The 22882-nt window shown below is 64.4% G+C and carries 21 protein-coding genes; 11 read left to right on the forward strand and 10 right to left on the reverse strand.

Going from position 1 to position 22882, the window contains the following annotated elements; genetic code table 11:
* The first annotated feature begins 98 nt into the window (after window positions 1-98).
* Window positions 99-1007, forward strand: coding sequence for a bifunctional GNAT family N-acetyltransferase/hotdog fold thioesterase (locus tag MUW49_RS09120; protein WP_010672532.1), 909 nt, complete (start codon window positions 99-101; stop codon window positions 1005-1007).
* 46 nt (window positions 1008-1053) lie between these two features.
* On the opposite strand, the gene MUW49_RS09125 is transcribed toward MUW49_RS09120, so the two are convergent.
* From MUW49_RS09125 to MUW49_RS09140, 4 genes are all read right to left on the reverse strand, one after another.
* On the reverse strand, window positions 1054-3114 hold the full coding sequence (locus tag MUW49_RS09125; protein ID WP_201871940.1) for an AsmA-like C-terminal region-containing protein: 2061 nt from the start codon (window positions 3112-3114) through the stop codon (window positions 1054-1056).
* Window positions 3115-3368: 254 nt separating this feature from the next.
* On the reverse strand, window positions 3369-5438 hold the full coding sequence (recG, locus tag MUW49_RS09130; RefSeq protein WP_201956040.1) for an ATP-dependent DNA helicase RecG: 2070 nt from the start codon (window positions 5436-5438) through the stop codon (window positions 3369-3371).
* A 176-nt stretch (window positions 5439-5614) separates the two neighbouring features.
* Window positions 5615-6964: a CDP-diacylglycerol--serine O-phosphatidyltransferase gene (pssA, locus tag MUW49_RS09135; RefSeq protein ID WP_244812649.1), complete on the reverse strand. Its 1350-nt coding sequence runs from the start codon at window positions 6962-6964 to the stop codon at window positions 5615-5617.
* Between the two features lie 152 nt (window positions 6965-7116).
* On the reverse strand, window positions 7117-8478 hold the full coding sequence (locus MUW49_RS09140) for a GntP family permease (RefSeq protein WP_223931884.1): 1362 nt from the start codon (window positions 8476-8478) through the stop codon (window positions 7117-7119).
* Window positions 8479-8643: 165 nt separating this feature from the next.
* Here MUW49_RS09140 and MUW49_RS09145 point away from each other — a divergent pair, with 165 nt between their 5' ends.
* From MUW49_RS09145 to MUW49_RS09160, 4 genes are all read left to right on the forward strand, one after another.
* On the forward strand, window positions 8644-9153 hold the full coding sequence (locus tag MUW49_RS09145) for a gluconokinase (RefSeq protein ID WP_039039504.1): 510 nt from the start codon (window positions 8644-8646) through the stop codon (window positions 9151-9153).
* Window positions 9154-9213: 60 nt separating this feature from the next.
* A complete protein-coding gene (edd, locus tag MUW49_RS09150; protein WP_043153528.1) occupies window positions 9214-11010 on the forward strand; it encodes a phosphogluconate dehydratase in 1797 nt (598 codons plus the stop codon).
* A 9-nt stretch (window positions 11011-11019) separates the two neighbouring features.
* Complete coding sequence (locus tag MUW49_RS09155) at window positions 11020-11661, forward strand: bifunctional 4-hydroxy-2-oxoglutarate aldolase/2-dehydro-3-deoxy-phosphogluconate aldolase (RefSeq protein ID WP_244812650.1); 642 nt, start codon at window positions 11020-11022, stop codon at window positions 11659-11661.
* A gap of 138 nt (window positions 11662-11799) precedes the next feature.
* Window positions 11800-12492 (forward strand): AraC family transcriptional regulator, encoded by a 693-nt coding sequence (locus MUW49_RS09160; RefSeq protein ID WP_080990075.1) that lies wholly within the window; start codon window positions 11800-11802, stop codon window positions 12490-12492.
* Window positions 12493-12547: 55 nt separating this feature from the next.
* On the opposite strand, the gene MUW49_RS09165 is transcribed toward MUW49_RS09160, so the two are convergent.
* Both MUW49_RS09165 and MUW49_RS09170 read right to left on the reverse strand, forming a co-directional pair.
* Window positions 12548-12937 carry a nuclear transport factor 2 family protein gene (locus MUW49_RS09165; RefSeq protein WP_039039500.1) on the reverse strand — a complete coding sequence of 130 codons (390 nt, stop codon included), beginning with the start codon at window positions 12935-12937 and terminating at the stop codon, window positions 12548-12550.
* A 110-nt stretch (window positions 12938-13047) separates the two neighbouring features.
* Entirely contained in the window at window positions 13048-14055 is a 1008-nt protein-coding gene (locus MUW49_RS09170) for a substrate-binding domain-containing protein (protein WP_045522401.1), read from the reverse strand.
* An 88-nt stretch (window positions 14056-14143) separates the two neighbouring features.
* Between MUW49_RS09170 and MUW49_RS09175 the strand changes: the two genes are divergently transcribed.
* Entirely contained in the window at window positions 14144-14794 is a 651-nt protein-coding gene (locus MUW49_RS09175; protein WP_041212172.1) for a Qnr family pentapeptide repeat protein, read from the forward strand.
* Between the two features lie 206 nt (window positions 14795-15000).
* On the opposite strand, the gene MUW49_RS09180 is transcribed toward MUW49_RS09175, so the two are convergent.
* Both MUW49_RS09180 and gpmM read right to left on the reverse strand, forming a co-directional pair.
* Window positions 15001-16404 carry a peptidoglycan DD-metalloendopeptidase family protein gene (locus MUW49_RS09180; RefSeq protein WP_039039497.1) on the reverse strand — a complete coding sequence of 468 codons (1404 nt, stop codon included), beginning with the start codon at window positions 16402-16404 and terminating at the stop codon, window positions 15001-15003.
* Window positions 16405-16413: 9 nt separating this feature from the next.
* Entirely contained in the window at window positions 16414-17943 is a 1530-nt protein-coding gene (gene gpmM / locus MUW49_RS09185) for a 2,3-bisphosphoglycerate-independent phosphoglycerate mutase (protein WP_043153519.1), read from the reverse strand.
* A 348-nt stretch (window positions 17944-18291) separates the two neighbouring features.
* Here gpmM and MUW49_RS09190 point away from each other — a divergent pair, with 348 nt between their 5' ends.
* From MUW49_RS09190 to gpsA, 3 genes are read left to right on the forward strand one after another with little or no spacing between them, the layout of a single operon-like run.
* Entirely contained in the window at window positions 18292-18723 is a 432-nt protein-coding gene (locus tag MUW49_RS09190; protein ID WP_010672546.1) for a rhodanese-like domain-containing protein, read from the forward strand.
* Between the two features lie 47 nt (window positions 18724-18770).
* Window positions 18771-19241: a protein-export chaperone SecB gene (secB, locus tag MUW49_RS09195; RefSeq protein ID WP_010672547.1), complete on the forward strand. Its 471-nt coding sequence runs from the start codon at window positions 18771-18773 to the stop codon at window positions 19239-19241.
* Between the two features lie 2 nt (window positions 19242-19243).
* Window positions 19244-20248: an NAD(P)H-dependent glycerol-3-phosphate dehydrogenase gene (gene gpsA / locus MUW49_RS09200; protein WP_010672548.1), complete on the forward strand. Its 1005-nt coding sequence runs from the start codon at window positions 19244-19246 to the stop codon at window positions 20246-20248.
* A gap of 69 nt (window positions 20249-20317) precedes the next feature.
* On the opposite strand, the gene nfuA is transcribed toward gpsA, so the two are convergent.
* Window positions 20318-20896 carry a Fe-S biogenesis protein NfuA gene (gene nfuA / locus MUW49_RS09205; protein ID WP_011704302.1) on the reverse strand — a complete coding sequence of 193 codons (579 nt, stop codon included), beginning with the start codon at window positions 20894-20896 and terminating at the stop codon, window positions 20318-20320.
* A gap of 148 nt (window positions 20897-21044) precedes the next feature.
* Entirely contained in the window at window positions 21045-21773 is a 729-nt protein-coding gene (locus MUW49_RS09210; protein ID WP_134996702.1) for a ComF family protein, read from the reverse strand.
* Window positions 21774-21811: 38 nt separating this feature from the next.
* Here MUW49_RS09210 and bioH point away from each other — a divergent pair, with 38 nt between their 5' ends.
* Together bioH and MUW49_RS09220 are read left to right on the forward strand one after the other, a co-directional pair.
* Complete coding sequence (gene bioH / locus MUW49_RS09215; RefSeq protein WP_134996703.1) at window positions 21812-22576, forward strand: pimeloyl-ACP methyl ester esterase BioH; 765 nt, start codon at window positions 21812-21814, stop codon at window positions 22574-22576.
* A gap of 72 nt (window positions 22577-22648) precedes the next feature.
* Window positions 22649-22882: a hypothetical protein gene (locus MUW49_RS09220; protein WP_010672552.1), complete on the forward strand. Its 234-nt coding sequence runs from the start codon at window positions 22649-22651 to the stop codon at window positions 22880-22882.

Genomic DNA, 22882 nt, shown 5'->3' on the forward strand with positions numbered 1-22882 from the left:
ACGGCAGCCGAGCTGGATACCTACTACAGGCTGCGCCGGGAGAAATGGTTGCGTCAGTCCTTCCATCTGCCAGTCGGCGCACACTCAAGGATCGCTTTATGTACCGGGTAGTCACCCCAGAAACACCAGCGGAGCTGGATGCTTACTATCAGTTGCGCTGGGAACTACTGCGCAAACCCTTCAATCTGCCCCTTGGCTCCGAGCGTGACGAGTACGATACCGTTGCCATTCACCGGCTGATGCTCTCACCCGACGGAACGCCCATCGCCGTGGGTCGCCTCTTTGTGGGCGGCGATGAAGCCCAAATCCGCTTTATGGCGCTGCGACCCGAATTTCGCGGCCAGGGGCTGGGCGCCCGCATGGTGGAGGATCTCGAGCAGCTTGCCCGCGACGAGAAGGTGAAACGGCTGGTGATGAACGCCCGCCAGGAGGCTGTGGAGTTCTATCGCCGCTGCGGCTTCCTCGAGGTAGGGGAGGGCCCTGTCTCCTTCGGCCGCATCCCTCACCGCCAGATGATCAAGTCCCTGAGTCCCATGCAGACCATCCAGTACCGTCCGGAGTGGTGCCAGGATCTCACCACCCGCTGGTCGCGGGGTATTCCCATCAGCGAGAAGATGGGGGTGCACATCACCCACTACGATGGCCAGACCTTCCACCTCAAGGCCAACCTGGCGGCCAATCTCAACGTCCACGACACCATGTTCGCCGGCAGCATCTACAGCCAGTGCGTGCTGGCGGGCTGGGGTCTTATCTGGTTGCAGCTCAAGGAGGCAGGGCTGGGAGGCGATACCGTGCTGGCCGAGGGCAACATCAAGTATTACCGGCCGGTGAGCGAAGAGCCGGAGGCGCGGGTGGCCCGGGAGGGCATGCCCGCCGTGCTCGAGCCGCTGAGGGGCGGAGAGTCCGCCAAGTTCAGCCTGCGGGTGCAGCTGTTCAGCGGCCGCAAGCTGGCGGTGGAGTTTGTCGGTCAGTATGTGGTACTGCCCATCAAGCGCGGCGCACGCTGATCCCTGGTGTTCACAGCAACAAGGCCTCTTCGCGAGGCCTTGTTCGTTATTGGGCGGCCGGTGGCCGTAGGCGCCAGAGCGGGCCGCTTCGTCCCTGGGCGGGGTAGCGCACACCCGCCTCCCAGCCACAGGCGTCCTGTCCCGTGGGGAAACTCCAGCCCAGGTCGGGCGCATTGAGGGGGCCGCGCCAGCGGGCGAGCAGCTCGGCGCAGCGTCCCTTGTTCAGGACCCCGAGGTCGAGCTGCCACTGGTCTGCGGCCAGGTCGACACCCCCTTGCAGTGCCAGCAGGTGGGTGATGGTGGAAGCACCGCCTTGCTCGATCCGTACCTTGCCCTGCTCCGCCCTGGCATCCAGCCTGATCTGATAGAAGGGGGTGTCTCCGCGTTGCATCGCCTGCCACAGCGTCTGCGGTGTCAGATCGGGGGGGGTCTGCTCCCTGAACCAGTCATCCAGCAAGGGGTCGATGCCGACCTTGTCCCAGAAGGGATCCTTGCTCTCGAGGCTCAGGCTGCCCTGAAGGGTCCGGCGCCAGTTGGCCGTCTGCTCGCCGGGCTGCCCGTTGAGGTCGGCTTGCAGATCTGCCGCCAGATCCACTTTGCCCGCGAAGGAGACGGGGGAGTGCAGCAACTTGCCCCACTGCTCCAGATCCAGCTGCTTGCCCTGCAACTGCAGGCGGCTCTCCTGCCCAGGCGTCCTACCCCACTGGCCGCTCAGGTTGAGGGTGCCCTCGTCGGGCAGGGAGGTGGTGAGGGTGTTGAGCTGCCACAAGCTGGGGGTCAGCTCGCCATCCAGGGTGCCGTTGCGAGCACTGAGACCGTCCCACACCAGCTCGAACCACTTGCTCTCGATGCGGGCACGCCCCAGCAGGGGGCCTGGCTGGTTGCCCCGCAGGGCGAGATCGTTCAGGTAGAGTTGCCAGCCGGTCAGGGAGAGGGGCAGGGTGTCGTCGAAAGAGAGCACCTTGAGCTTGTCGAAGGCCAGTTTGCGGATGTCGATCTGTTGCGGGCGCCGGCCCTGCCAATCCTGCCACCACCCCTGGGGCAAACTGATGTCCATGCCGCTCAGGGCCAGATCCTTCAGGGTGAGCTTCTGCTGCTGGGTGTCGAGGGCCAGCTCGACGCTGAACTCCCCTTCGTATGCCTTGCCCCGCAGCTCGGCATCCAGCTGCCGGGGGGAGAAGGCGAGCTTGCCCTCGACGGCCTCAAGCTGGAACAGGCCGCGGCCCATGTCGCCCAGGGTGCCCGCCAGATAGCCGCTGGGCTGGCTGCCCGTCTGCCAGTCGAAGGCGGTGAGCTGGCCGTTGAAGTTGTTGAGGGAGAGCTCCTGATCGATGGCATTGATGCTCACCTGGGCAAGCTGACCCCTGTCTAGGGTGATGCGGCGCAGGGGGAACTCGCCAGGGGGGATGTCACCAAGCTCGAGTCGCATGGCGCGGGCCTTGAGATCGTGCAGTTGCAGGCTGCGCTCTGGCCAGTTCAGCACCATGCCGGTCTCGAGCAGGCCGTCGAACAGGTTGGTGGTCAGTCTGTCGGTGCTGAGCACCTGCCCCTCCAGCCGCCCCTTGAGGCTGAGACGGGCCAGGGTGAACATGGGGGTCTCCAGCTGGTTGATGCCCAGGGTGAGGTTGGCCTGGGGCTGGCGTCTCGGGTCGATCAGTTCCCAGTCACTCAGGGACGCACTGAGGCCGCGCAGGGTCAGGGCCTCGCTCTGCAGGCTCAGGTTGTCGATGGTGCTGTCGCTGATGGTGAGGGAGTGAACCGGCAGGCTTGGCAACTGGTTGGGGAGCGGCAGCTTGATGACGGGACGGATGAGGTCCAGGTGGGCGATGCGCACATCCCGGTTCAACCAGTCGATGTGCTCGATCTCCAGATAGAGTTTTTCCAGCTGTACCGCATCCCCATAGCGCACCTGTTCCGCCAGCAGGGTGTAGGGGTGCAGCGGATTGAACACCAGCCGGCCTATGGTGACGGGCACCCCGGTCTGCTGGCTGAGCCAGTTGGCGATGGGGCCTTTGGCACGCTCGGCATCGAACAGGCCGAGACCGACCCAGACAAAGAGCAGCAGGAAGGCAAGGGTGTAGAGCAGGCCGCGCAGCCAGGAATTCATCAGTGCTTTCCTCCTGTTTCTGTTGCTTGGTCAGGCATTCGAGTAGTGATCCTGTAGACCGAGCCAGCATCGTATCAAGGGTTCGACACGGCTCGGGTGTTTATCCATCAGGCAAGGTGACCCTCTTCTGCATCTGCCTTGGTCAAGCATTGGAGTAGTGGTCCCGCAGGCCCAGCCAGCGGCGGATCAGGGGCTCGACATGGCTCGGGTGTTTATCCATCAGGCAAGGTGACCCTCTTCTGCATCTGCCTTGGTCAAGCATTGGAGTAGTGGTCTCGCAGGCCCAGCCAGCGGCGGATCAGAGGCTCGACATGCGCCGGGTGTTTGTCCATCAGGAAGCGCGCCATCTTCTGCACCTGAGGGATGAGCGGCTGGTCACGCACCAGATCGGCGATCTTGAGATCGGCCAGGCCGGTCTGGCGGGTACCGAGCAGCTCGCCTGGGCCACGCAGCTCCAGATCCCGCTGGGCGATGAGAAAGCCGTCGTTGGTCTCCCGCAGTACCCCGAGGCGGCTCTGGGCGGTCTTGGACAAGGGGGCATGATAGAGCAGCACGCAGTGAGAGGCCACCGACCCCCGCCCGACCCGGCCGCGGAGCTGGTGCAACTGGGCCAGCCCCAGTCGCTCGGGGTTTTCGATGATCATCAGGCTGGCATTGGGCACATCCACCCCCACCTCGATGACGGTGGTGGCGACCAGCAGTTGCAGTATGCCCGCCTTGAACTCCTCCATCACCCGCTGTTTCTCGACGGGGCGCATCCGGCCGTGTACCAGGCCGATGTGCAGGCCGGGCAGCAGGGTTTGCAGCTCGGCGGCGGTGTCTTCGGCGGCCTGGCACTCCAGCACCTCCGACTCCTCGATCAGGGTGCAGACCCAGTAGGCCTGCTTGCCCTCCTCGCAGGCGAGCCTCACCCGCTCGATCACATCCTGGCGGCGACTGTCCGGCAGGGCGACTGTGGTGATGGGAGTGCGGCCCGGCGGCAGCTCGTCGATGATGGAGGTGTCGAGGTCCGCATAGGCGGTCATCGCCAGGGTGCGGGGGATGGGGGTGGCGGTCATGATGAGCTGGTGGGGATGCACCCCTTCCCGCTCTCCTTTTTCTCGCAGGGCGAGGCGCTGATGCACGCCGAACCTGTGCTGTTCATCGATGATGACCAGGGCGAGGCGCTGGAATACCACCTGCTCCTGGAAGATGGCGTGGGTGCCCACCACCATCTTGACGCTGCCGTCTTTGATCGCGGCTAGCGCCTCTTCCCGCGCCTTGCCCTTCTGCTTGCCCGCCAGCCAGCCCACCTTGATGCCGAGCGGCTCCAGCCACCTGGCGAAGTTGATGGCGTGCTGTTCGGCCAGCAGCTCGGTCGGGGCCATCAGCCCCACCTGGCAGCCGTTGCCGATGGCCTGCAGGGCGGCCAGCGCCGCGACCAGCGTTTTACCTGAGCCCACGTCCCCCTGGACCAGCCGCATCATGGGGTGGCTCTGTTGCAGATCCCTGGCTATCTCCGCCACCACCCGGCTCTGGGCACCGGTGGGGGTGAACGGCAGGGCGCCGAGCAGCTGCCGGACCAGCTCGGGAGCGGGCTTGAGGGCTCGGGCCAGCTGGGTCTGTGCCTGGGCCCGCACCTTCAAGACCGAGAGGTTGTGGGCCAGCAGCTCTTCCAGTACGAGCCGCTGCTGTGCCGGGTGCTGGCCGCTCTCGAGCAGGGCCAGCGCCACCGAGGGAGGCGGGCGGTGCAGCAGCTTCAGGGCGGCGGCAAGATCAATCTGTTGGGGATAGAGGCCGGCAGGCAGCAGCTCCTCGACCCCGTAGAGGTCGAGCTGGGCCAGGGCCTGATCCGTGAGGCTGCGCAGGGTGAGCTGGCGCAGCCCCTCTGTGGTGGGGTAGACGGGGGTGAGGGCCTCTTCGGTCTGGCCGGCCTGCTCCTCGCCGAGCAGCTTGTACTCGGGGTGGGCCATCTCCAGGCCGTACTTGCCGGGACGTGTCTCGCCAAAGCAGCGGATAAGGCGGCCCTGGGCCAGGCTGTTTTTCTGGGCAGCGGTGAAATTGAAGAAGCGCAGGGTCAGGCTGCCGGTGCCGTCGCTGATACGGCACACCAGCATGCGGCGGCGCCCCATCACCAGCTGGGTGTCCTGGATCTCGCCCTCGACGGCACCGTGCAGGCCGGGCGGCAGATCGCCGATGGGCCACACCTGGGTGCGGTCCTCGTAGCGCAGGGGGAGGTGGAACAGCAGATCCTGTACCGTGGCCAGCCCCAGCCGCTCGAGTTTCTCCAGCATCTTGCTGCCGACACCCTTGAGGCTGTCGAGGGAGATTTTATCCAATTTCATCAATTAGATGCCCGAAAACACTGTAAATATGTCCAGATGATAGGGGTTGTTGCGGCCTCGATGCAAGCCGCGTTGTGCCGTTCCGGGCTGGTGGGCAAGGGAGCGGGGGGAGGGTCATCCATGAAAAAGGCCTGCCGGAAACGGCAGGCCTTTTCACTGACGGGGCGCCCTGGCGGTCAGAGGATGCGCTTGAGCAGGAGGTGAGCCTTGACCCTGTGGATCCGGGCCAGCAGCTTGCGCACCTGATCCGGGTAATCCTTGATCTGCTCTATCTGGTCGAAGTGACTGATGCGGCGGGTGTGGGCCAGGATGTTCTCCCGCTCCGCACTGAACTGCTCGCGCAGGTGATGGTGCTGGTCGTGTACCAGCAGGCCGTTCTCCAGATCCAGCGCCCAGGCTCGGGGATTGAGGTTGTTGCCGGTGAGCAGGGCCCACTCCTCATCCACGAAGATCCCCTTGAGGTGATAGGAGTTCTTCTCGCAGCACCAGAGCATGAGGTTGAGCCGGCCGTTGTCGATGTGGTGCTGGTTGCGCTCGGCAAACTTGCGCAGGTTGGTCTCGTAGAGATAGGGCAGACCGCCGATGGTGGAGAACTTCTCCTCCGGGGGGATGAAGAAGTCGTTGGCGGTCTTGTCGCCCACGACGATGGTCACCTTGCAGCCGCGTTTGAGCAGCGCCTCCACGTCCTTGTTCAACTCCTTGGGGGGGTTGAAGTAGGGGGTGCAGATGAAGATCTCCCGCTCGGTGGCCCGCACCAGGTTGCGGATCATCCGGTTGAGCTGGTTGCCCCGCTTGCCCAGGCCCACCATGGGGGTCACGGCGATCACCCGATCGTTGGGCTGGATGCTCTCGAAGCGGTACTGGCAGAGGCGCAGGCGCTGCTTGAAGCGGCGGATCGGTCCCTTGAGCTGCTTGGCGCCGGGGATGCCGGTGCGATCCAGTCGCTGGACGGCCTCGCTGCCGAGGAAGACGTCATCCACGTAGTTGACCATGCTGCGGGTCAGTGCCGGGCTGTGGATCTGGTGATAGCGATCGAAGCGGTAGCGCTCCTGCTGGTGCAGGTAGATGTCGTTGAGGCTGGCGCCGGAGTAAAGCAGGGTGTCGTCGAAGATGAAGCCCTTGAGGTGCAGCACCCCGAGCAGCTCGCGGCCCTTGACCGGCACGCCGTAGATCTCGATCTGGTGTTGGTGGCTGGCGGCCATGGCCTGGTACATCAGGTGGTTGCCCCCCTGCTTGCCCTTGCCGATCAGGCCGCGCTGGGCGCGGTGGAAGTCGACGAACACCTTGATGTCGAGAGAGGGATTGCGCTGCTTGGCGGCATAGAGGGCGGAGAGGATCTCCCGTCCCGCCTCGTCATCCTGCAGATAGAGCGCGATCAGATAGATGCGCTGGGTCGCATGGGCGATGAGCGACAGGATCCGGCTCTTGAAGTCCTTGGCGCTGTTGAGCACTTCAAACTGGTCTGCGGCGACGGCGATCTGGGGTAAGCGGGTCAGCAACTGTCGATAATGTGCCGATGAATGCATAGAGAAGCCTGAAATCACGGGATGAAGCGTTCCACTCGGGGCGAAGAATAGGCAATTCTAGCAATCTGTGGCGATGGGCCCAAGCAAGAATCCGTAAAAAGTCGGTGCAATATCACATCGGGGCCGACGGATGCGGCCCCGATGTGTTTCCGTCAGAGGATGGCGCTGGCCGTGGCCACGATGAGGAAGGCGATGGTGCCGAGCAGGGTCTCCATCACGGTCCAGGTCTTGAGGGTGGTCTTCTCGTCCATGTTGAGGAAGCGGCTGACCAGCCAGAAGCCGGAGTCATTGAAGTGGGAGAGCACGGTGGCGCCCCCGGCGATGGCGATGACGATGAAGGTCAGGTCCAGCTCGCTCAGGCCGGTGGTGGCGGCCACGGTCGGCGCCATCAGGGCGGCGGTGGTGGTCAGGGCCACGGTGGCGGAACCCTGGGCAACCCGCAGCGCGGCGGATACCAGGAAGGCCGCGAGGATCACCGGCATGCCGGTATCGGAGAGCACGTCGGCCAGCGCGGTGCCGATGCCGCTCGCCCGCAATACGCCGCCGAACATGCCGCCAGCACCGGTGACCAGGATGACGGCGCAGACCGGGGCCAGGGCGTCGTTGCAGAACTTCTCGAGCTGCACCTTGCCCTGGCTCTGGCGGAACATCCAGAGGGCGTACAGCACAGTGATGAGCAGGGCGACCGGGGTCTTGCCGACCATGCGCAGCACGTTGACCCAGTCCGCACCCTTGTCGATGACGCCCATGACGCCCAGGGTATTGAGGCCGGTATCCATGAAGATGAGCACCAGCGGCAGCAGCAGGATGGAGATCACCTGGCCGAAGCTCGGCGCCTTGTCGGAGAGCTGCTCGGCGCTGGCAGTGAAGCTCGGGGGCAGGGGCAGCTCAAACTTCTTGCCGGACCAGAGCCCGAACAGGTAGGCACCCAGATACCAGGTGGGCAGCGCGACCAGCAGGCCCACGATGGTGAGCAGACCGATGTTGGCACCCAGCAGCTCGCTGGCGGCCACCGGGCCCGGGTGGGGCGGCAGGAAGGCGTGCATCACCGCAAAGGCGCCGGCGGAGGGCAGGGCATACTTGAGGACGGAGCCGCCGAACTGCTTCGCCACGCTGAAGATGATGGGCAGCATGACGATGAGGCCGGCGTCGAAGAAGATCGGGAAGCCGAACAGCAGGGAGGCCACACCCAGTGCGAAGGGGGCGCGGTGGGAGCCGAAGCGGTTGATCAGGGTATCGGCCAGTACCTTGGCGCCCCCCGTCATCTCCAGGATCCGGCCTATCATGGCACCGAGGCCGACCAGCAGCGCGACCGAGGCCAGGGTGCCGCCGAAACCGGTCAGCATGGTGGGGATCACCTGGTCATAGGTGACCCCGGTGGCCAGGGCCGTCAGCATGCTGACCAGGGTCAATGCCACGAAGGCATGTACCTTGAATCGCATGATCAGCACCAGCAACATGACAATGGCTCCGCCCGCTACCGAGAGCAGATAGGCGACATCGGGTGTGTTCATTGCTCCGTCCATAAAATTGTCCTCAAATGGTTCTAGTTGTTGTTCTGCACATTTCTGTGCTGCACTTCACATTGCGAAACGTTACCGGTAACATGTTACCGGTAACGTGGTAGCTTAGAACCCATCAGGCGAACGTTTTTTGAAAAGTGAGAGAGAGGTCAAATAATGGCGGGCAAGTGCATTATCGTGATGGGTGTGTGTGGCAGCGGCAAGTCCAGCATCGGCCTCAAGGTGGCCAATGCCCTGGGGGCCAAGTTCATCGACGGCGATGATCTGCATCCTCGCGCGAACATCCAGAAGATGGCGGCGGGCAACCCGCTCAACGACGAAGACAGGGCCCCCTGGCTGGAGCGGATCCGCGATGCGGCCTACAGCCTGGAGCGCAAGAACGAGCTCGGCGTCATCGTCTGCTCGGCCCTCAAGAAGCAGTACCGCGACCAGATCCGCGAGGGCAACGACTCGGTGAGTTTCCTGTTTCTGGATGGCAGCCAGTCCCTCATTCTCGAACGGATGCGGGCACGGCAGGGCCACTTCATGCGCGAAGCCATGGTACAAAGCCAGTTTGATACCCTGGAGCGACCGGATGGCGAGCCCGGCGTGTTTCGCATCGATATCGACGGGACCTTCGAACAGGTGGTCGACCGTGCCGTCACCGCGCTGACGCAGGCGCAATGAGCCATGTCGCGCGCCCGGCTGCGGCCGACCGCGCCCGTATATAGAGTTGGAGAGAAAGCTATGACCCATCCCGTGATCACCCAGGTGACCAACCGAATCCGCGAGCGCAGCACCGCCCGCCGTGCCCGCTTCCTGGCCCGCATCCAGCGCCAGGCCGATCAGGGCAAGACCCGCGCCTCCCTCTCCTGCGGCAACCTGGCCCACGCCGTGGCCGCCTCGAGCTGTGACGAGAAGGGGCGGATCCTCGACATGACCCGCGCCAACGTGGCCATCGTCACCGCCTACAACGACATGCTGAGTGCCCATCAGCCCTATCAGGGCTATCCGGACATCATCAAAGGCGCCTTGGCCGAGCTCGGCCACAGCGCCCAGGTCGCCGGCGGCGTGCCCGCCATGTGCGACGGCGTGACCCAGGGTCAGCCGGGGATGGACATGTCCCTCTTCTCCCGGGACCTCATCGCCCAGGCCACCGCGGTCTCCCTCTCCCATAACACCTTCGACGCCACCCTGCTGCTCGGCATCTGCGACAAGATTGCCCCGGGCCAGATCATGGGGGCGCTTTCCCACGCCCACCTGCCCACCGCCTTCGTGCCTGCCGGCCCGATGGCGAGCGGCATCAGCAACGACGAGAAGGTGAAGGTGCGCCAGCAGTACGCTGCCGGTGAAGTGGGCCGCGACGCCCTGCTCAAGATGGAGTGCGGCGCCTACCACGCGGCGGGCACCTGCACCTTCTACGGCACCGCCAACACCAACCAGCTGGTGTTCGAGGCCATGGGCCTGATGCTGCCGGGCTCCGCCTTCGTGCATCCGCACAGCGAGCTGCGCCACGCCCTCACCGAGGAAGCGGCCCGCCGCATCAGCGCCATGATCCCGGGCTCCCCGGCCTATCGCCCCCTGAGTGCGGTGATCGACGAGCGCGCCCTGGTCAACGGCCTGGTGGCCCTGCTCGCCTCCGGCGGCAGCACCAACCACAGCATCCACATGGTGGCGCTGGCCCGTGCCGCCGGGCTGGAGCTGACCTGGGACGACCTGAGCGATCTCTCCGACGTGGTGCCGCTCCTGGTGCGCATGTACCCGAACGGCCCGGCGGACGTCAACGCCTTCGAGCAGGCGGGGGGCGTGCCCGGCCTGATGCGTCGTCTGGCCGAAGAAGGGCTGATCCACATGGATGCCACCCCGGTCTTCGGCGAGATGCAGGACTACCTCAGCCGTCCGGCACTGGTGGATGGCAAGCTGGTGTGGCAACCGGTGGGCGAGAGCGGGGATCCGAGCGTGCTCTCCCCCTCTGGCAGCGAGTTCCAGGCCACCGGCGGCACCAAGCTGCTGGCGGGCAACCTGGGCCGCGCCGTGGTCAAGGTTTCCGCCGTCGCGCCCGAGTATCGGGTCATCGAGGCCCCGGCCCGGGTCTTCTCCTCCCAGCATGCGGTGGAGGCGGCCTACAAGGCCGGTGAGTTGAACCAGGACGCCGTCATCGTGGTGCGCCACAACGGCCCGGCCGCCAACGGCATGCCGGAGCTGCACAAGCTGATGCCGGTGCTTGGCAACCTGCAGAAGGCGGGTCACAAGGTGGCCCTGGTCACCGACGGCCGCCTCTCCGGTGCCTCCGGCAAGATCCCGGCCGCCATCCACGTCACCCCGGAAGCGCTGCACGGCGGGGCCATCGGCCTGCTCGCCGATGGCGACCTGCTGCGGGTGGATGCCGAGTCTGGCCGCCTCGACTGCCTGACCGATTTGAGCGGCCGTACCCAGGCCGAGATCGACCTCACCCTGGAACAAGAGGGGTGGGGCCGTGAACTGTTCAGCGTGATGCGTCGCGCGGTATCGAGCGCCGAGTGCGGCGCCACCATCTTTGACTGAGGAAGAGCTATGCAGAACTGGAAAGTGACCCCTGCCGAGGTGTTTGCCGCCTCCCCCCTGGTACCCGTGATGGTCATCAACGACCTGGAGCAGGCCCTGCCGATGGCCAAGGCGCTGCTGGATGGCGGCATCTCGGTGTTCGAGATCACCCTGCGCACCCCGGTGGCGCTGGACGCCATCGCCCTCATCGCCAAGGCGATGCCGGATGCCATGGTCGGTGCCGGTACCGTGCTCAACTGCGCGCAGTTTGATGCCGCCGTCGCTGCCGGTGCCCGCTTCGTCATCTCCCCGGGCATGACCCCGGCCCTGCTGGCCCACGCGGCCAAGAGCACGGCGCCGCTGATCCCGGGGGTGGCCACCCCGTCCGAGGTGATGCAGGCGCTGGAAGCGGGCTACGACCACCTCAAATTCTTCCCGGCCGAGGCGAACGGCGGCACCAAGGCACTCTTCGCCATCGCGGCGCCCCTGCCCCAGGTGAAATTCTGCCCCACCGGCGGCATCGGCCCGAAAAACGTGGCCGACTACCTGGCGCTGAAATGTGTGGCCACCGTCGGCGGCTCCTGGATGCTGCCGGCAGACGCCGTCAAGAGCGGCAACTGGGAGGAGGTGACCCGCCTCTCCCGGGAAGCGGTTGAATTGGTTAAACGCTAAGCAAATATCGTTTAGAAAAATTAAACAGGCCACCCCCGGGTGGCCTGCTGTTTTTCCGCCTCGGGAGGGGGTGGGCCGTTTGCTTCCGGCCTCGCCCTGGCTTAAGGTCGGGGGCTGCCCCTCTCCCCTGGAGCCTTCATGTCCTGTCTGCATCCATCCTACCCGCAAGGGCACTTCACCGCGCTGCACTGCCACCCCCATGCCCAATACTGCTATCTGCACGACGGGGGCGGCATCATCACGGGGCGAGGGGAGGGAGAACTGCTGGTGGCGGGCCAGATCTGCTTTATTCCGGCGGGGTGGGAGCACGAGTTTCGCGTGCTGCGCCGCTCCCGGCTCTCCCTCCTTTATGTGCCGACGTCGGCCCGCACCGCCTTCGGCCCCTTGCAGGCCAGCCCGCTGTTGGCGGGCCTCTTCGCCCGCCTGCCTGAGCTGGTCGAGGAGGAGGTGAAGGGGGCCTATCTGACGGTGCTTGGCCAGGAGCTGGAGCGCGCCGACCCGCTCGCAGCGCGCATTCACCTCGCCGGTGAGCCGGACCCGCGCCTGTTGCGGGTGCTGGACAGGGTGTGCCATGCGCCCGCCATCCATCTGACGCTGGCGGCGCTGGCGGCAGATTGCGGCGCCTCGGTGCGTACCCTCAACCGGCTCTTCCTCCAGCAGCTGGGGTGCAGCTTTCGCCAGTGGCGGGAGCAGGTGGTGCTGGGACGGGCGCGCCAGTTGCAGCACCGGGGGCTCACGCTGGCCCAGATCGCCGATCGGCTCGGCTACGAAGATCCCGGCGCCTTGTCCCGCGCCCTCCAGCGCCTTGCCCGGCGCGAACCGGCGGCCTGAGGGCCCGTCGTCTGCCTTCCTGCTCGCCATGGCGGTGTCTGCGGGTTGCCGGCAGTCAGCGCCGTGAGCCGATATCCGCATCCTCCTTGCTGCCTGCCAGCAGACAGGTCACCTCGTCGGTGTGGCAGATCCGATCGCCGCGAAAGGTGAAGAGGCCGCTCACCTTGCAGACCAGGGTGCCGCCGTCCTGGCGGGTGGCCCGCACCACATGGGTCGAGTGCACCCGCTCCCCCTGCGCCAGGGTGGCGACAAACTCGATGCTCGCCCCGGCCAGATGGCGGCGCAGTGTGGCGATGTGCTGGTGAAACGCCGGGTAGTCGAGCCGCTCGCCGTTCACCTCCTGGCAGTAGTCGGGGGTGAACCAGTCGTCGAGCTCCGCCAGGGGGAAGGCGGGATCGCAGATGACGCGCTGCAGGCAGGCTTTCAATCGTTCGGTGTGGTGCATGGTCTGCTCCTGACAGGGGGGATGGAGGAGCCAGCATAGGCCAGGGGACGGCGAGGGGAGAGGGGAGAAGGCGCCATCATGGCGGTCGAACGCGCCATGATGGCCGGGGATCAGCCGAGGCTTTCCCCCTCATAGAGGGAGAAGCCGATGTCCTTGCACCTGGTCGCCAGCGGCTGGCCGCCGAGGCGGGCCAGCAGCATGATGGCGGCTTCGCGACCTATGGTCTCGCGGGGGGTGACGATACTGGCGAGCTTGGGGGTCATGGCGTGGCCGATGTCGAGGGCGTTGCTGCCAGCGATGGCCACCTGCTGGGGCACCGGGATCCACCTGGCCTGGCATTGCAGCAGGGCCCCCACCGCCAGGTCGTCATTGGTGCAGAACAGGCCGTCGAGGTCGGGGAAGCGCGCCATGGCCTGGGCCAGCAGCTCTCCCCCCAGGGTGAAGCTGGAGGATTGCTCCGTCAGCAGGTGCTGGCCGGTCAGACCGAAATCGGCCATCGCCTGGTAGTAGCCTTCCATTCGCAACTGGGTGCGCACGTCGAGCCGGGCACCGAGGTAGATCACCTTGCGCCGTCCCCGGCGCAGCATCTCTGTTACCATGGCCCGGGCGGCGGCCCGGTGATCCATGCCCACCACCATGTCGATGGGGGAGAGGGGCAGATCCATGGTCTCCACCACCGGGATGCCGGCGGTGGCGATCATCTTGCGGGTGCGCTCGGTGTGCTGGGTGTCCGAGAGGATGAGCCCGTCCACGTTGTAGGAGAGGAGCGAGGCGATCTGCTCCTCCTCCCGCTCCGGGCTGTAGCCGTAGTGGGCGAGCAGGGTCTGGTAGCCGGCGGGCCGGGTCACCGCCTCGATGCCGTGGATCACCGCCGAGAAGACCTGGTTGGAGAGGGAGGGGATCAGGATGCCGATCGCCTTGCTGGTGGCGTTCGACAGCATGTCCGGCGCCCGGTTCGGGATGTAGCCGAGCTCCTCCACCGCGGCGGCGATGCGCTCGCGGGTCCCTTCGGCCACGGCGGACGGGTCGCGCAGGTAGCGGCTGACGGTCATCTTGGTGACACCGGTCAGGTCGGCAATGTCCTGCAGGGTAGGGCGGCGCTTGCGGGTGTCGTTCATCTGGGGATCCGGCAAAAAATGTTACACGTAACATTACCGTTTTTGCACGGCAATGTCAGCATATGACGCCATCAACAGGGGGCAGGGGATGATCAAGGGCAGGTGTTTCGAGGGGGTCCACTTCGAGCAGCAGGAGGTGGAGGGGGAGCAGTTCCAGGGGTGCCGCTTCATCGGCTGTCACTTCTCCTGGCTCGATCTCGGGGAGAGCCGCTTCGTCGACTGCAGCTTCTATGACAGGGAACGGGAGCTGGGATGCCTGTTTCAGGGCTGCGATCTGAGGGAGGCGAGCTTCCTGCGCTGCGATCTCACCCTGGCGGACTTCGGCCGCAGCCAGTGTCTTGGGCTGGAGATGCGCGACTGCCAGGCCATGGGGATTAACTTCGCCCATGCCAGCTTCGCCAACCGGATCACTGCCAAAAGCTATTTCTGCGAGGCCCACCTCACCGGCAACAACTTCAGCTACGCCAACTTCGAAAGCTGCCTGCTGGAGCGGTGCGAGCTTGCCGGAAACCGCTGGCAGGGGGCCAACCTGCTGGGCGCCTCCCTGGCAGGCTCGGATCTCAGCGGCTCCGAGTTCGGGCAAATCGACTGGACCAGCTTCAACCTGCAAGGGTGCGATCTGCGCCAGTGCGATCTGCCCGGCCTGGATCTGCGCCGGGTCAACCTCGCCGGGGTGCAGATCAATGAAGATCAGCAGCAGGGGCTGCTGGAGCAGATCGGGCTGGTGGTCTTCCCCTGAGCGGGGTGGAAAAGAGGTAAGTTTTCATCATCGGGGCGGGCGGTGTGGTGCCTCCCCTGCCAAGCAAAAAGCCTGCGCGATGCAGACTTTTTGTCAGGTGAAGTGCTAAACGACGCGGTGTTGCTGTCTTTTGCTCCCTGCTCCCCTCGCGGGAGAAGGGCTGGGGATGAGGTAGCGGACTCCACTCGGGCACCGACAAGGCGGGCTTAGCGTCTGGCCAGCCACTTGGTCGGGTTGATGGCCTCGCCCTGATAGCGGATCTCGAAGTAGAGGCCGGAGCGCTCCTGTCCGCCGCTGTCGCCGACCAGGGCCACGGGCTCACCCTGCTCCACCTTTTGTCCCACCTGTCGCAGCAGCGACTGGTTGTGGCCGTAGAGGCTCATGTAGCCCTTGCCATGGTCGATGACCAGCAGCATGCCGAAGCCGTCGAGCCAGTCGGCGTAGACCACCTGGCCCGGTGCCACCGCCTTGACCTGGGTCCCTTCGCTGGCGCCGATCAGGGTGCCCTTCCACTTCAGCTCGGCGGTACGTGGCGAGCCGTAGGAGATGAGGATGGGGCCCTGCACCGGCCAGCGCAGGTTGCCACCCGTGCTCAGACCGCCGTAGCCGTTGCTGCTTGCCTTGGCGCTGTTGCGGGCGGCCGCTTGCTGCTGCGCCACCTTGGCCTGCTGTTCAGCGACGCGTTGCTGCTGGGCCGCCAGCCGCTGCTGTTCGCCGACCTGGCGCTGCTGGGCCGCGATCCGCTGCTGCTCCTCGATGCGTTTCTGTTCGGCTGCCAGGCGCTGGGCCTCCAGACGGCGCTGGCGCTCCTGCTCGGCCTTGATCTTGGCAAGGCGCTCCCGCTCGGCCCGTTCGCGGCGTTCCTTTTCTTCCTGCTGGCGACGCAGCTCTTCCAGCCGCGCCTTGAGCGCTTTCTCCGCCTTGACCAGCTTGTCGAGCTTCTGCTCGTCGGCCTGCACCGATTGCTGCAACTGGTTGCGCACCTTGGCACGGCTCTGCTGGCTGGCCAGCAGGCTCTGGTGATGCTCCTGCTGCTCGCCGAGCAGGGTCTGGAGGCGGTTCTCGGTCTCTCTGGTGGCCTGCTGGTTCTTGGCCAGCTTGTCACGGGTGGCGCGCAGGGCTTCAATGGCCTCGATGCGGGCCTTGTTGAGGTAGTCGAAGTAGTCGAGGGCGCGGCTCAGCTTGGCCGGATCCTGCTGGTTGAGCAGCAGTTTGAGGTAATCGTGGTTGCCCGCCTGGAAGGCGCTTTCCGCCTGCTTGGCCAGCAACTGTTTCTGATGTTTTGCTTGTTGCTCCAGTGCCAGCTTGTCCTGCTGCAGGGACGCCAGCTTCTGCTGGTTCTGCCGGAGTTGCTGTCTGGTCTGCTCGAGTTTGGCGGCGGCAGCCGAAATGGCCTGCTCGTCAGCCTTGAGCTGGGTGTTGAGCTTGGCAAGCTCCTGCTTGCTGAGCTTGAGGGTCTGTTGCTGTTCCTTGATCTGGGACTGCATGGCCCCCAGCTGCTGGTTCGCAGCCTGGGCTGTGCCGGTACCGCCGATCAGGCAAAAAAACAGCGCGCCGGCCAACAGGCCGACGCGACTGGTTTTCTGTGAAATAATTTCGCATCCCCGCATGGGGCAGGATTATTTCAGAATCATCAGGGGCTTGCCAGTCATTTCCGGCGGCACCGGCAGACCCATCAGGGTCAGCATGGTGGGGGCCAGATCGGACAGTTTGCCACCTTCGGCGACCTCGGCTTTACGACCGAAGTAGATGAGGGGAACCGGCAGATTGGTGTGGGCGGTGTGGGCCTGACCAGTCTCTTCGTCCATCATCTTCTCGGCGTTGCCATGGTCTGCGGTGATGAGGCACTCGCCACCCACTTCCGCCAGGGCGTCGGTGACGCGACCGATGCAGTGGTCGACCGCTTCACAGGCTTTGACGGCCGCATCGAACACGCCGGTGTGACCGACCATGTCGCCGTTCGGGTAGTTGCAGATGATGACGTCGTACTTGCCGCTCTTGATGGCCGCAACCAGCTTGTCGGTCAGCTCTTCGGAGCTCATCTCCGGCTGCAGGTCATAGGTAGCCACTTTCGGGCTCGCCACGATTTCGCGATCTTCGCCGCTGAAGCAGGCCTCTTCGCCACCGTTGAAGAAGAAGGTGACGTGGGCGTACTTCTCGGTCTCGGAGATGCGCAGCTGGGTCTTGCCCTGCTTGGCCAGCCACTCACCCAGGGTATTGACCAGGGCGGTGGGCGGATAGGCGCAGGCGGTTTTGATGTCGGCCGCGTATTCGGTCAGCATCACGAAGTGCAGGGCCGGGGTGGCGGTGCGGGCGAAGCCGGTGAAGTCGGTATCGACGAAGGCGCGGGTGATTTCGCGGGCGCGGTCGGCACGGAAGTTCATGAAGATCAGCGCGTCGCCGTCGATCATCGGTGCAGCGTCGCCGATGCGGGTGGCCTTGACGAACTCGTCGTTCTCGTCGCGGGCATAGGCAGCGGCCAGCGCGTCGGTGGCGTTGTCGGCGGTGAATTCGCCCTTGCCCTGGGTCATCAGGTCATAGGCCTGCTGCACGCGATCCCAGCGGTTGTCGCGGTCCATGGCGTAGTAACGACCGATCATGGAGGCGAAACGACCCTTGCCCAGTCGGGCAAACAGGGCGTCGAACAGCTCGATGGAGGACTGGGCACTGCGCGGCGGGACGTCGCGGCCATCCAGGAAGGCGTGGAAGTAGATCTGCTCGGCGCCACGCTTGGCGGCCATCTCGATCATGCCCATGATGTGCTCTTCGTGGCTGTGTACGCCACCCGGGGACATCAGACCCATGATGTGCACGGCCTTGCCCTTGGTCACGGCAGCGTCGACAGCCTTGGCCAGCTCGACGTTCTGGAAGAAGTCGCCGTCCTGGATGTCCTTGGAGATGCGGGTCAGCTCCTGATAGACGACGCGACCGGCACCGATGTTGGTGTGGCCCACTTCGGAGTTGCCCATCTGGCCGTCCGGCAGACCCACGTCCAGGCCGGAGCCGGAGATCAGGGTGCTGGTGTAGTCACGGGCCAGGCGATCCAGATTGGGGGTCTTGGCAGCAGCAACGGCGTTGTACTCTTGCTTGGTGCTGTAGCCCCAACCGTCCATGATGACCAGAACCAGCGGTTTCTTAGCTGTTGACATAAGGCTATGTCCTCTCGGATAGGAATGAATTGCGGGAAGTGAAACTAGCGTAATATTACTACATCTGCCGAAATAGTCACCTGATAGCCAAGTCCCTCTCCAGCCTCGCTTTTTAACTGTTATCCCGCTGTTTTAGGCATGTTGCCGGCTTGTCTGCCGCGGCGGGGTTTCCTCTGTTTCCCCCCTCTTTTCGGCATGGCACATCCTCTCGTTCTGCCCGGTTGGAGGAGGAAGAATCGGCAGCCATCCCTGATGGGAGCTTGCTCTCGCTTTGCCGCCAAGATGGCTGATCTTATGCAGGGCCCCATGTATACTCGGGCCCTTGTCTTGGTCCCTGGATAGTAGAAGATGCAAGAGTATTTGGATTTCGCGGCCCGCAATCCGCTGCTGACCGCAGCCTGGTTGGGCCTGGCAGGCACCCTGGTGTATACCACTGTGCGTGCTCGTTTTTCTCCGGTGAAGGCGGTCAACAACCACGCCGCTACCCTGCTTATCAACCGTGAAAACGCCACCGTCGTGGACATTCGCAGTCAGGATGAATTTGCCAAGGGTCATCTGGCCGGGGCCCATCACCTGCCGCTCGCCCAGATCCAGGCGAATAATCTGGGTCCGGTTGAAAAGCACAAGGATGCCCCCATCATAGTGGTGTGCGAGTCGGGGATGACCGCTGGTGGCGCGGGTCGCCAACTGAGCAAGGCCGGTTTCAAGCAGGTGTATGTGCTCAGCGGTGGCATGGCCCAATGGCGTGCAGACAATCTGCCGGTGACCAAAAAACGCTGATTTAAGGGCCTGCGCCCACTCATTATCTTAAAAAGGAATCAAACGAAATGGCTGACGAAATCAACAACCAGGAAGTGCAACCGGAATTCCACATCCAGCGTGTCTACACCAAGGATGTTTCCTTCGAAGCCCCGAATACTCCGCACATCTTCCAGAAAGAGTGGCAGCCGGACGTCAAGCTGGACATGGACACCAAGACCAATGTCCTGGCCGACAGCGTCTATGAAGTGGTGCTGACCCTGACCGTCACCTGCAAGCTGGAAACCGAGACCGCCTTCCTGTGCGAAGTGCAGCAAGCCGGCATCTTCACCATCGGCAACCTGCCTGAGCCGCAACTGGCCCACTGCCTGGCGGCCTTCTGCCCGAACATCCTGTTCCCGTATGCCCGCGAAGCGGTGTCCAACCTGGTGAGCAAGGGTTCCTTCCCGCAGCTGAACCTGGCACCGGTCAACTTCGACGCCCTGTTCGCCCAGCACATGGCGCAGGTACAGGCCCAGCAGGCGACTGCGGAAGCCTGATAATGGCCGACCAGATCGCAATCTCGGTCCTGGGGGCGGGGTCTTATGGCTCCGCCCTTGCCATTTCTCTGGCGCGCAATGGTCATCCGACCCTGCTGTGGGGTCACGACCCTGCCCATGTCGCCGAGCTGGAACAGGATCGCTGCAACAAGGCATTCTTGCCGGATGTCCCCTTCCCGGCCGATCTGCAACTGACGTCGGATCTGCAGGCGGCGGTGCAAGCCGCTCCCGTGCTGCTGCTGGTGGTGCCGAGTCATGTGTTCGGCCAGGTACTGGCCCGGGTCAAACCCTTCCTGCGCCCGGATACCCGGATCGCCTGGGCCACCAAGGGGCTGGAGCCGGACAGCGGCCGTCTGCTGCAAGAGGTGGCGCGGGAGGTGCTGGGGGATGCCATTCCACTGGCGGTCATCTCGGGCCCGACCTTCGCCCGCGAGCTGGCCGCCGGTCTGCCGACCGCCATCTCGGTGGCCTCGACCCACGACGACTTTGCCGACGATCTCTCCCACCTGCTGCACTGCGGCCGCTCGTTCCGGGTCTATACCAATCCGGACTTCATCGGTCTGCAGCTGGGCGGGGCGGTCAAGAACGTCATCGCCATCGGTGCCGGTCTCTCTGACGGACTCGGCTTTGGCGCCAACGCCAGAACTGCGCTCATCACTCGGGGCCTGGTGGAGATGCAGCGTCTGGGCGCCGCCCTCGGGGCCGACGCCAAGACCTTCATGGGGATGGCGGGGCTCGGGGATCTGGTGTTGACCTGTACCGACAACCAGTCGCGCAACCGCCGTTTTGGTCTGGCGCTGGGAGCGGGCAAGTCGGTTGACACCGCCATGGCCGAGATAGGCCAGGTGGTGGAAGGCTATCGCAACACCAAGGAAGTACATCTGCTGGCGGCCCGCTGTGGCGTCGAGATGCCCATCTGCGAACAGATCTTCAAGGTGCTCTACGAGGGCAAGAACCCGAAAGAGGCAGCCATCGCCCTGCTGTCGCGAGACAAGAAGGACGAGTGATCTGCCAGCCGCAGAATGCAAAAGGCCCCGCCAGCTGGCGGGGCCTTTTCTTTGCCGCAAGACGGCCAATCAGTAGTAGGAGTGGTCGCCACGCTGGTGTTCGGTGGCATCTTTCACACCGTTGAGCTCGCCCGGGAATTTCTCCAGCAACTGCTTCTCGATCCCCTCTTTCAGGGTGTAGTCGACCATGGAGCAACCGTTGCAACCGCCGCCAAATTGCAGGATGGCCAGCTTGTCCTCGGTCAGCTCGACCAGGGTGACCTTGCCGCCGTGACCGGCCAGCATGGGGTTCACCTCGGACATCAGCACGTACTCGATGCGGTCGATCAGCGGAGCGTCGTCGGCCACCTTGCGCATCTTGGCGTTCGGGGCTTTCAGGGTGAGCTGGGAGCCCATCTGATCGGTGACGAAATCGATGGTGGCGTCCACCAGGAAGGGGGCGCTCAGGGGATCGACCAGGCAGTCGAAGCCGCTGAAAGGCAGGTGCTGATCTTCCGGGTCGACCGCGTCGGGTGGGCAATAGGATACGCCGCACTCGGCATTCTGGGTTCCCGGATTGACCACAAACACCCGGATGTTGGTGCCATCAGGCTGCTTCTCCAGCAACTTGCGGAAGTGGGCCTGGGCGGTGTCGGAAATGCTGATCATCACTATCCTCATAAACCTGAGTGTACGACTAGGGTATTCATGATAACGCGCTTGGCGGGGCTTGGGTAGCGTGCAGATGGTGAGCTTGTGAGCGCGAGCGTATTGGAATCCTGCCGCCACAGGCCTCTCTGGCCGGCTCACTGCAAGGCTATCTGGGGTGCCTGAGGGTGCGGCAGATGGCCCACACCTCCACCTTTATGATGCCGCTCTCATGGAGCAACCGGGTGAGCTGACCGGCCGTGGCTCCCGTGGTGACTACGTCGTCGAGCAGTGCCACATGCCGGTAGTGGTGATGTTCTATTTCGAAGGCGCCACGCAGATTGCGTCGCCGCTGGCCGGCACTGAGCCGGGTCTGTTGCGGGGTCGACCTTGTCCGGCGCAGTACGCGGGTGTCGCAAGGAATGCCGGTGAGTGCGCTCAGGGCATGGCCGATTTCTTCTGCCTGATTGAAGCCGCGCCACCACTGGCGCCACCAGTGCAGGGGAACCGGAATGATGACCTGCGGCGGACTGGCGAGGTCCAGATGGTCTGCCAGCAGGCGGGCAAGCAGCGGCGCGAGCAGGATCTGACCGGAATACTTCAGCCGGGGGATGAGCTGGGCATAAGGTGCCTGATAATCGCCGATCACCTGCAAACGCTCCCAGGGGGCGGGTCTGCGCTGGCATCGTCCGCACAGCAGTTCGCTCTCGCGATGTTGCTCCGGCAGCGGTGCTGCACACATCAGGCATCGTCTGTCGTGTTGGCGCTGGGCGTGGCGGCACCAGGAGCACAACAAAGGCGTCTCGTCACAGGGCTGGCGACAGAGCAGGCACAGACCGAGCCAGTCGGACTGGGTGCCAAGGATCGGACTTGCTTTGGCGAGCAGCCGCTTTAACATGCAGGCTCCAAGCAGATAAACAGGGATCTTGAGTCTAGATGAGCGTATCGGTTGAGCGGTTTGGCCAGGGCCCGGACCTGGTGTTGTTGCATGGCTGGGGCATGAACGGGGCCGTCTGGCACGGTATTGCCCAAGAACTGGCTGCCCACTATCGGCTGCATCTGGTGGACCTGCCCGGCTTTGGCAACAGCCCCCTGCAAGCAGGGACAGACTACACCCTGCCCTGGCTGGCAGAGCAGGTGGCGGCCATATTGCCTGAAAAATGCCATCTACTCGGCTGGTCCCTCGGTGGTCTGGTGGCGAGTCAGTTGGCGCTGACCATGCCTGAACGCCTTCACTCTCTCATTACCGTAGCCAGTTCTCCCTGCTTCATGGCCCGCGACGAGTGGCCCGGGATTGCCCCCAAGGTGCTGGCGGGGTTCAACCAGATGCTGGCCGGCGACTTCATGCAGACCATAGAGCGCTTCCTCGCGATCCAGGCCATGGGCAGCGAGCATGCCAGAAACGACATTCGCCAGTTGCGTCACTGGCTGGCGGAGCGACCCGCTCCCCGGCTTGCGGCCCTGGAGGCGGGTCTGGGCCTGCTGGCCGAGGTCGATCTGCGGGATGAACTGATCGGCCTGGATCTGCCCTGGCAGCGTCTTTACGGCAGGCTGGATACCCTGGTGCCGAAGGCCGCCATTCCCTTGCTGGATGCGCGTTACCCTGCCAGCCACAGTCTGGTGCTGGAGAAGGCATCCCATGCCCCCTTCATCTCCCATCCAGAGCAGTTCATCACCCTCCTGCGGCAGTTCATTGACTGAGATTTGAGCGGCAGGCTTCAATAACTCGTCAGGTTGATGGATAATTAGCCAACCCTACAGAGGAGTGTGCCAATGCGTATCGAATCAGCCATGACGGCAGGCGTGCAGGGGTTCCAACGGGCCGAGCAGTTGGCGGGCCAGGCTTCCAGCCAGATCGCCCGTCTCAATACGCCAGCGGGTGATCAGGTGCAGTTGCCGGATGAACTGGTGAATCTCAAGGTGGCCGAGCTGCATGCCGGGGCATCCGCCAAGGTGATCCAGACGGCCAGCGACATGCTGGGCACCCTGATCGATATCCGGGTGTGA

It is taken from the genome of Aeromonas sp. LsrichE-8G (assembly GCF_022869435.1).
Lineage (GTDB): Bacteria > Pseudomonadota > Gammaproteobacteria > Enterobacterales > Aeromonadaceae > Aeromonas > Aeromonas caviae.

What these genes read in the sequence shown, in the direction of transcription:
- bioH (WP_134996703.1), top strand. Translation starts at nt 21,812, where the DNA reads ATGAGCGTATCGGTTGAGCGGTTTGGCCAGGGCCCGGACCTGGTGTTG.
- nfuA (WP_011704302.1), bottom strand. Translation starts at nt 20,896, where the DNA reads ATGATCAGCATTTCCGACACCGCCCAGGCCCACTTCCGCAAGTTGCTG.
- MUW49_RS09170 (WP_045522401.1), bottom strand. Translation starts at nt 14,055, where the DNA reads ATGAACGACACCCGCAAGCGCCGCCCTACCCTGCAGGACATTGCCGAC.
- gpsA (WP_010672548.1), top strand. Translation starts at nt 19,244, where the DNA reads ATGGCCGACCAGATCGCAATCTCGGTCCTGGGGGCGGGGTCTTATGGC.
- MUW49_RS09190 (WP_010672546.1), top strand. Translation starts at nt 18,292, where the DNA reads ATGCAAGAGTATTTGGATTTCGCGGCCCGCAATCCGCTGCTGACCGCA.
- MUW49_RS09155 (WP_244812650.1), top strand. Translation starts at nt 11,020, where the DNA reads ATGCAGAACTGGAAAGTGACCCCTGCCGAGGTGTTTGCCGCCTCCCCC.
- pssA (WP_244812649.1), bottom strand. Translation starts at nt 6,964, where the DNA reads ATGCATTCATCGGCACATTATCGACAGTTGCTGACCCGCTTACCCCAG.
- MUW49_RS09175 (WP_041212172.1), top strand. Translation starts at nt 14,144, where the DNA reads ATGATCAAGGGCAGGTGTTTCGAGGGGGTCCACTTCGAGCAGCAGGAG.
- gpmM (WP_043153519.1), bottom strand. Translation starts at nt 17,943, where the DNA reads ATGTCAACAGCTAAGAAACCGCTGGTTCTGGTCATCATGGACGGTTGG.
- MUW49_RS09220 (WP_010672552.1), top strand. Translation starts at nt 22,649, where the DNA reads ATGCGTATCGAATCAGCCATGACGGCAGGCGTGCAGGGGTTCCAACGG.
- MUW49_RS09210 (WP_134996702.1), bottom strand. Translation starts at nt 21,773, where the DNA reads ATGTTAAAGCGGCTGCTCGCCAAAGCAAGTCCGATCCTTGGCACCCAG.
- MUW49_RS09125 (WP_201871940.1), bottom strand. Translation starts at nt 3,114, where the DNA reads ATGAATTCCTGGCTGCGCGGCCTGCTCTACACCCTTGCCTTCCTGCTG.
- recG (WP_201956040.1), bottom strand. Translation starts at nt 5,438, where the DNA reads ATGAAATTGGATAAAATCTCCCTCGACAGCCTCAAGGGTGTCGGCAGC.
- MUW49_RS09140 (WP_223931884.1), bottom strand. Translation starts at nt 8,478, where the DNA reads ATGAACACACCCGATGTCGCCTATCTGCTCTCGGTAGCGGGCGGAGCC.
- MUW49_RS09160 (WP_080990075.1), top strand. Translation starts at nt 11,800, where the DNA reads ATGTCCTGTCTGCATCCATCCTACCCGCAAGGGCACTTCACCGCGCTG.
- MUW49_RS09120 (WP_010672532.1), top strand. Translation starts at nt 99, where the DNA reads ATGTACCGGGTAGTCACCCCAGAAACACCAGCGGAGCTGGATGCTTAC.
- MUW49_RS09180 (WP_039039497.1), bottom strand. Translation starts at nt 16,404, where the DNA reads ATGCGGGGATGCGAAATTATTTCACAGAAAACCAGTCGCGTCGGCCTG.
- secB (WP_010672547.1), top strand. Translation starts at nt 18,771, where the DNA reads ATGGCTGACGAAATCAACAACCAGGAAGTGCAACCGGAATTCCACATC.
- MUW49_RS09165 (WP_039039500.1), bottom strand. Translation starts at nt 12,937, where the DNA reads ATGCACCACACCGAACGATTGAAAGCCTGCCTGCAGCGCGTCATCTGC.
- MUW49_RS09145 (WP_039039504.1), top strand. Translation starts at nt 8,644, where the DNA reads ATGGCGGGCAAGTGCATTATCGTGATGGGTGTGTGTGGCAGCGGCAAG.
- edd (WP_043153528.1), top strand. Translation starts at nt 9,214, where the DNA reads ATGACCCATCCCGTGATCACCCAGGTGACCAACCGAATCCGCGAGCGC.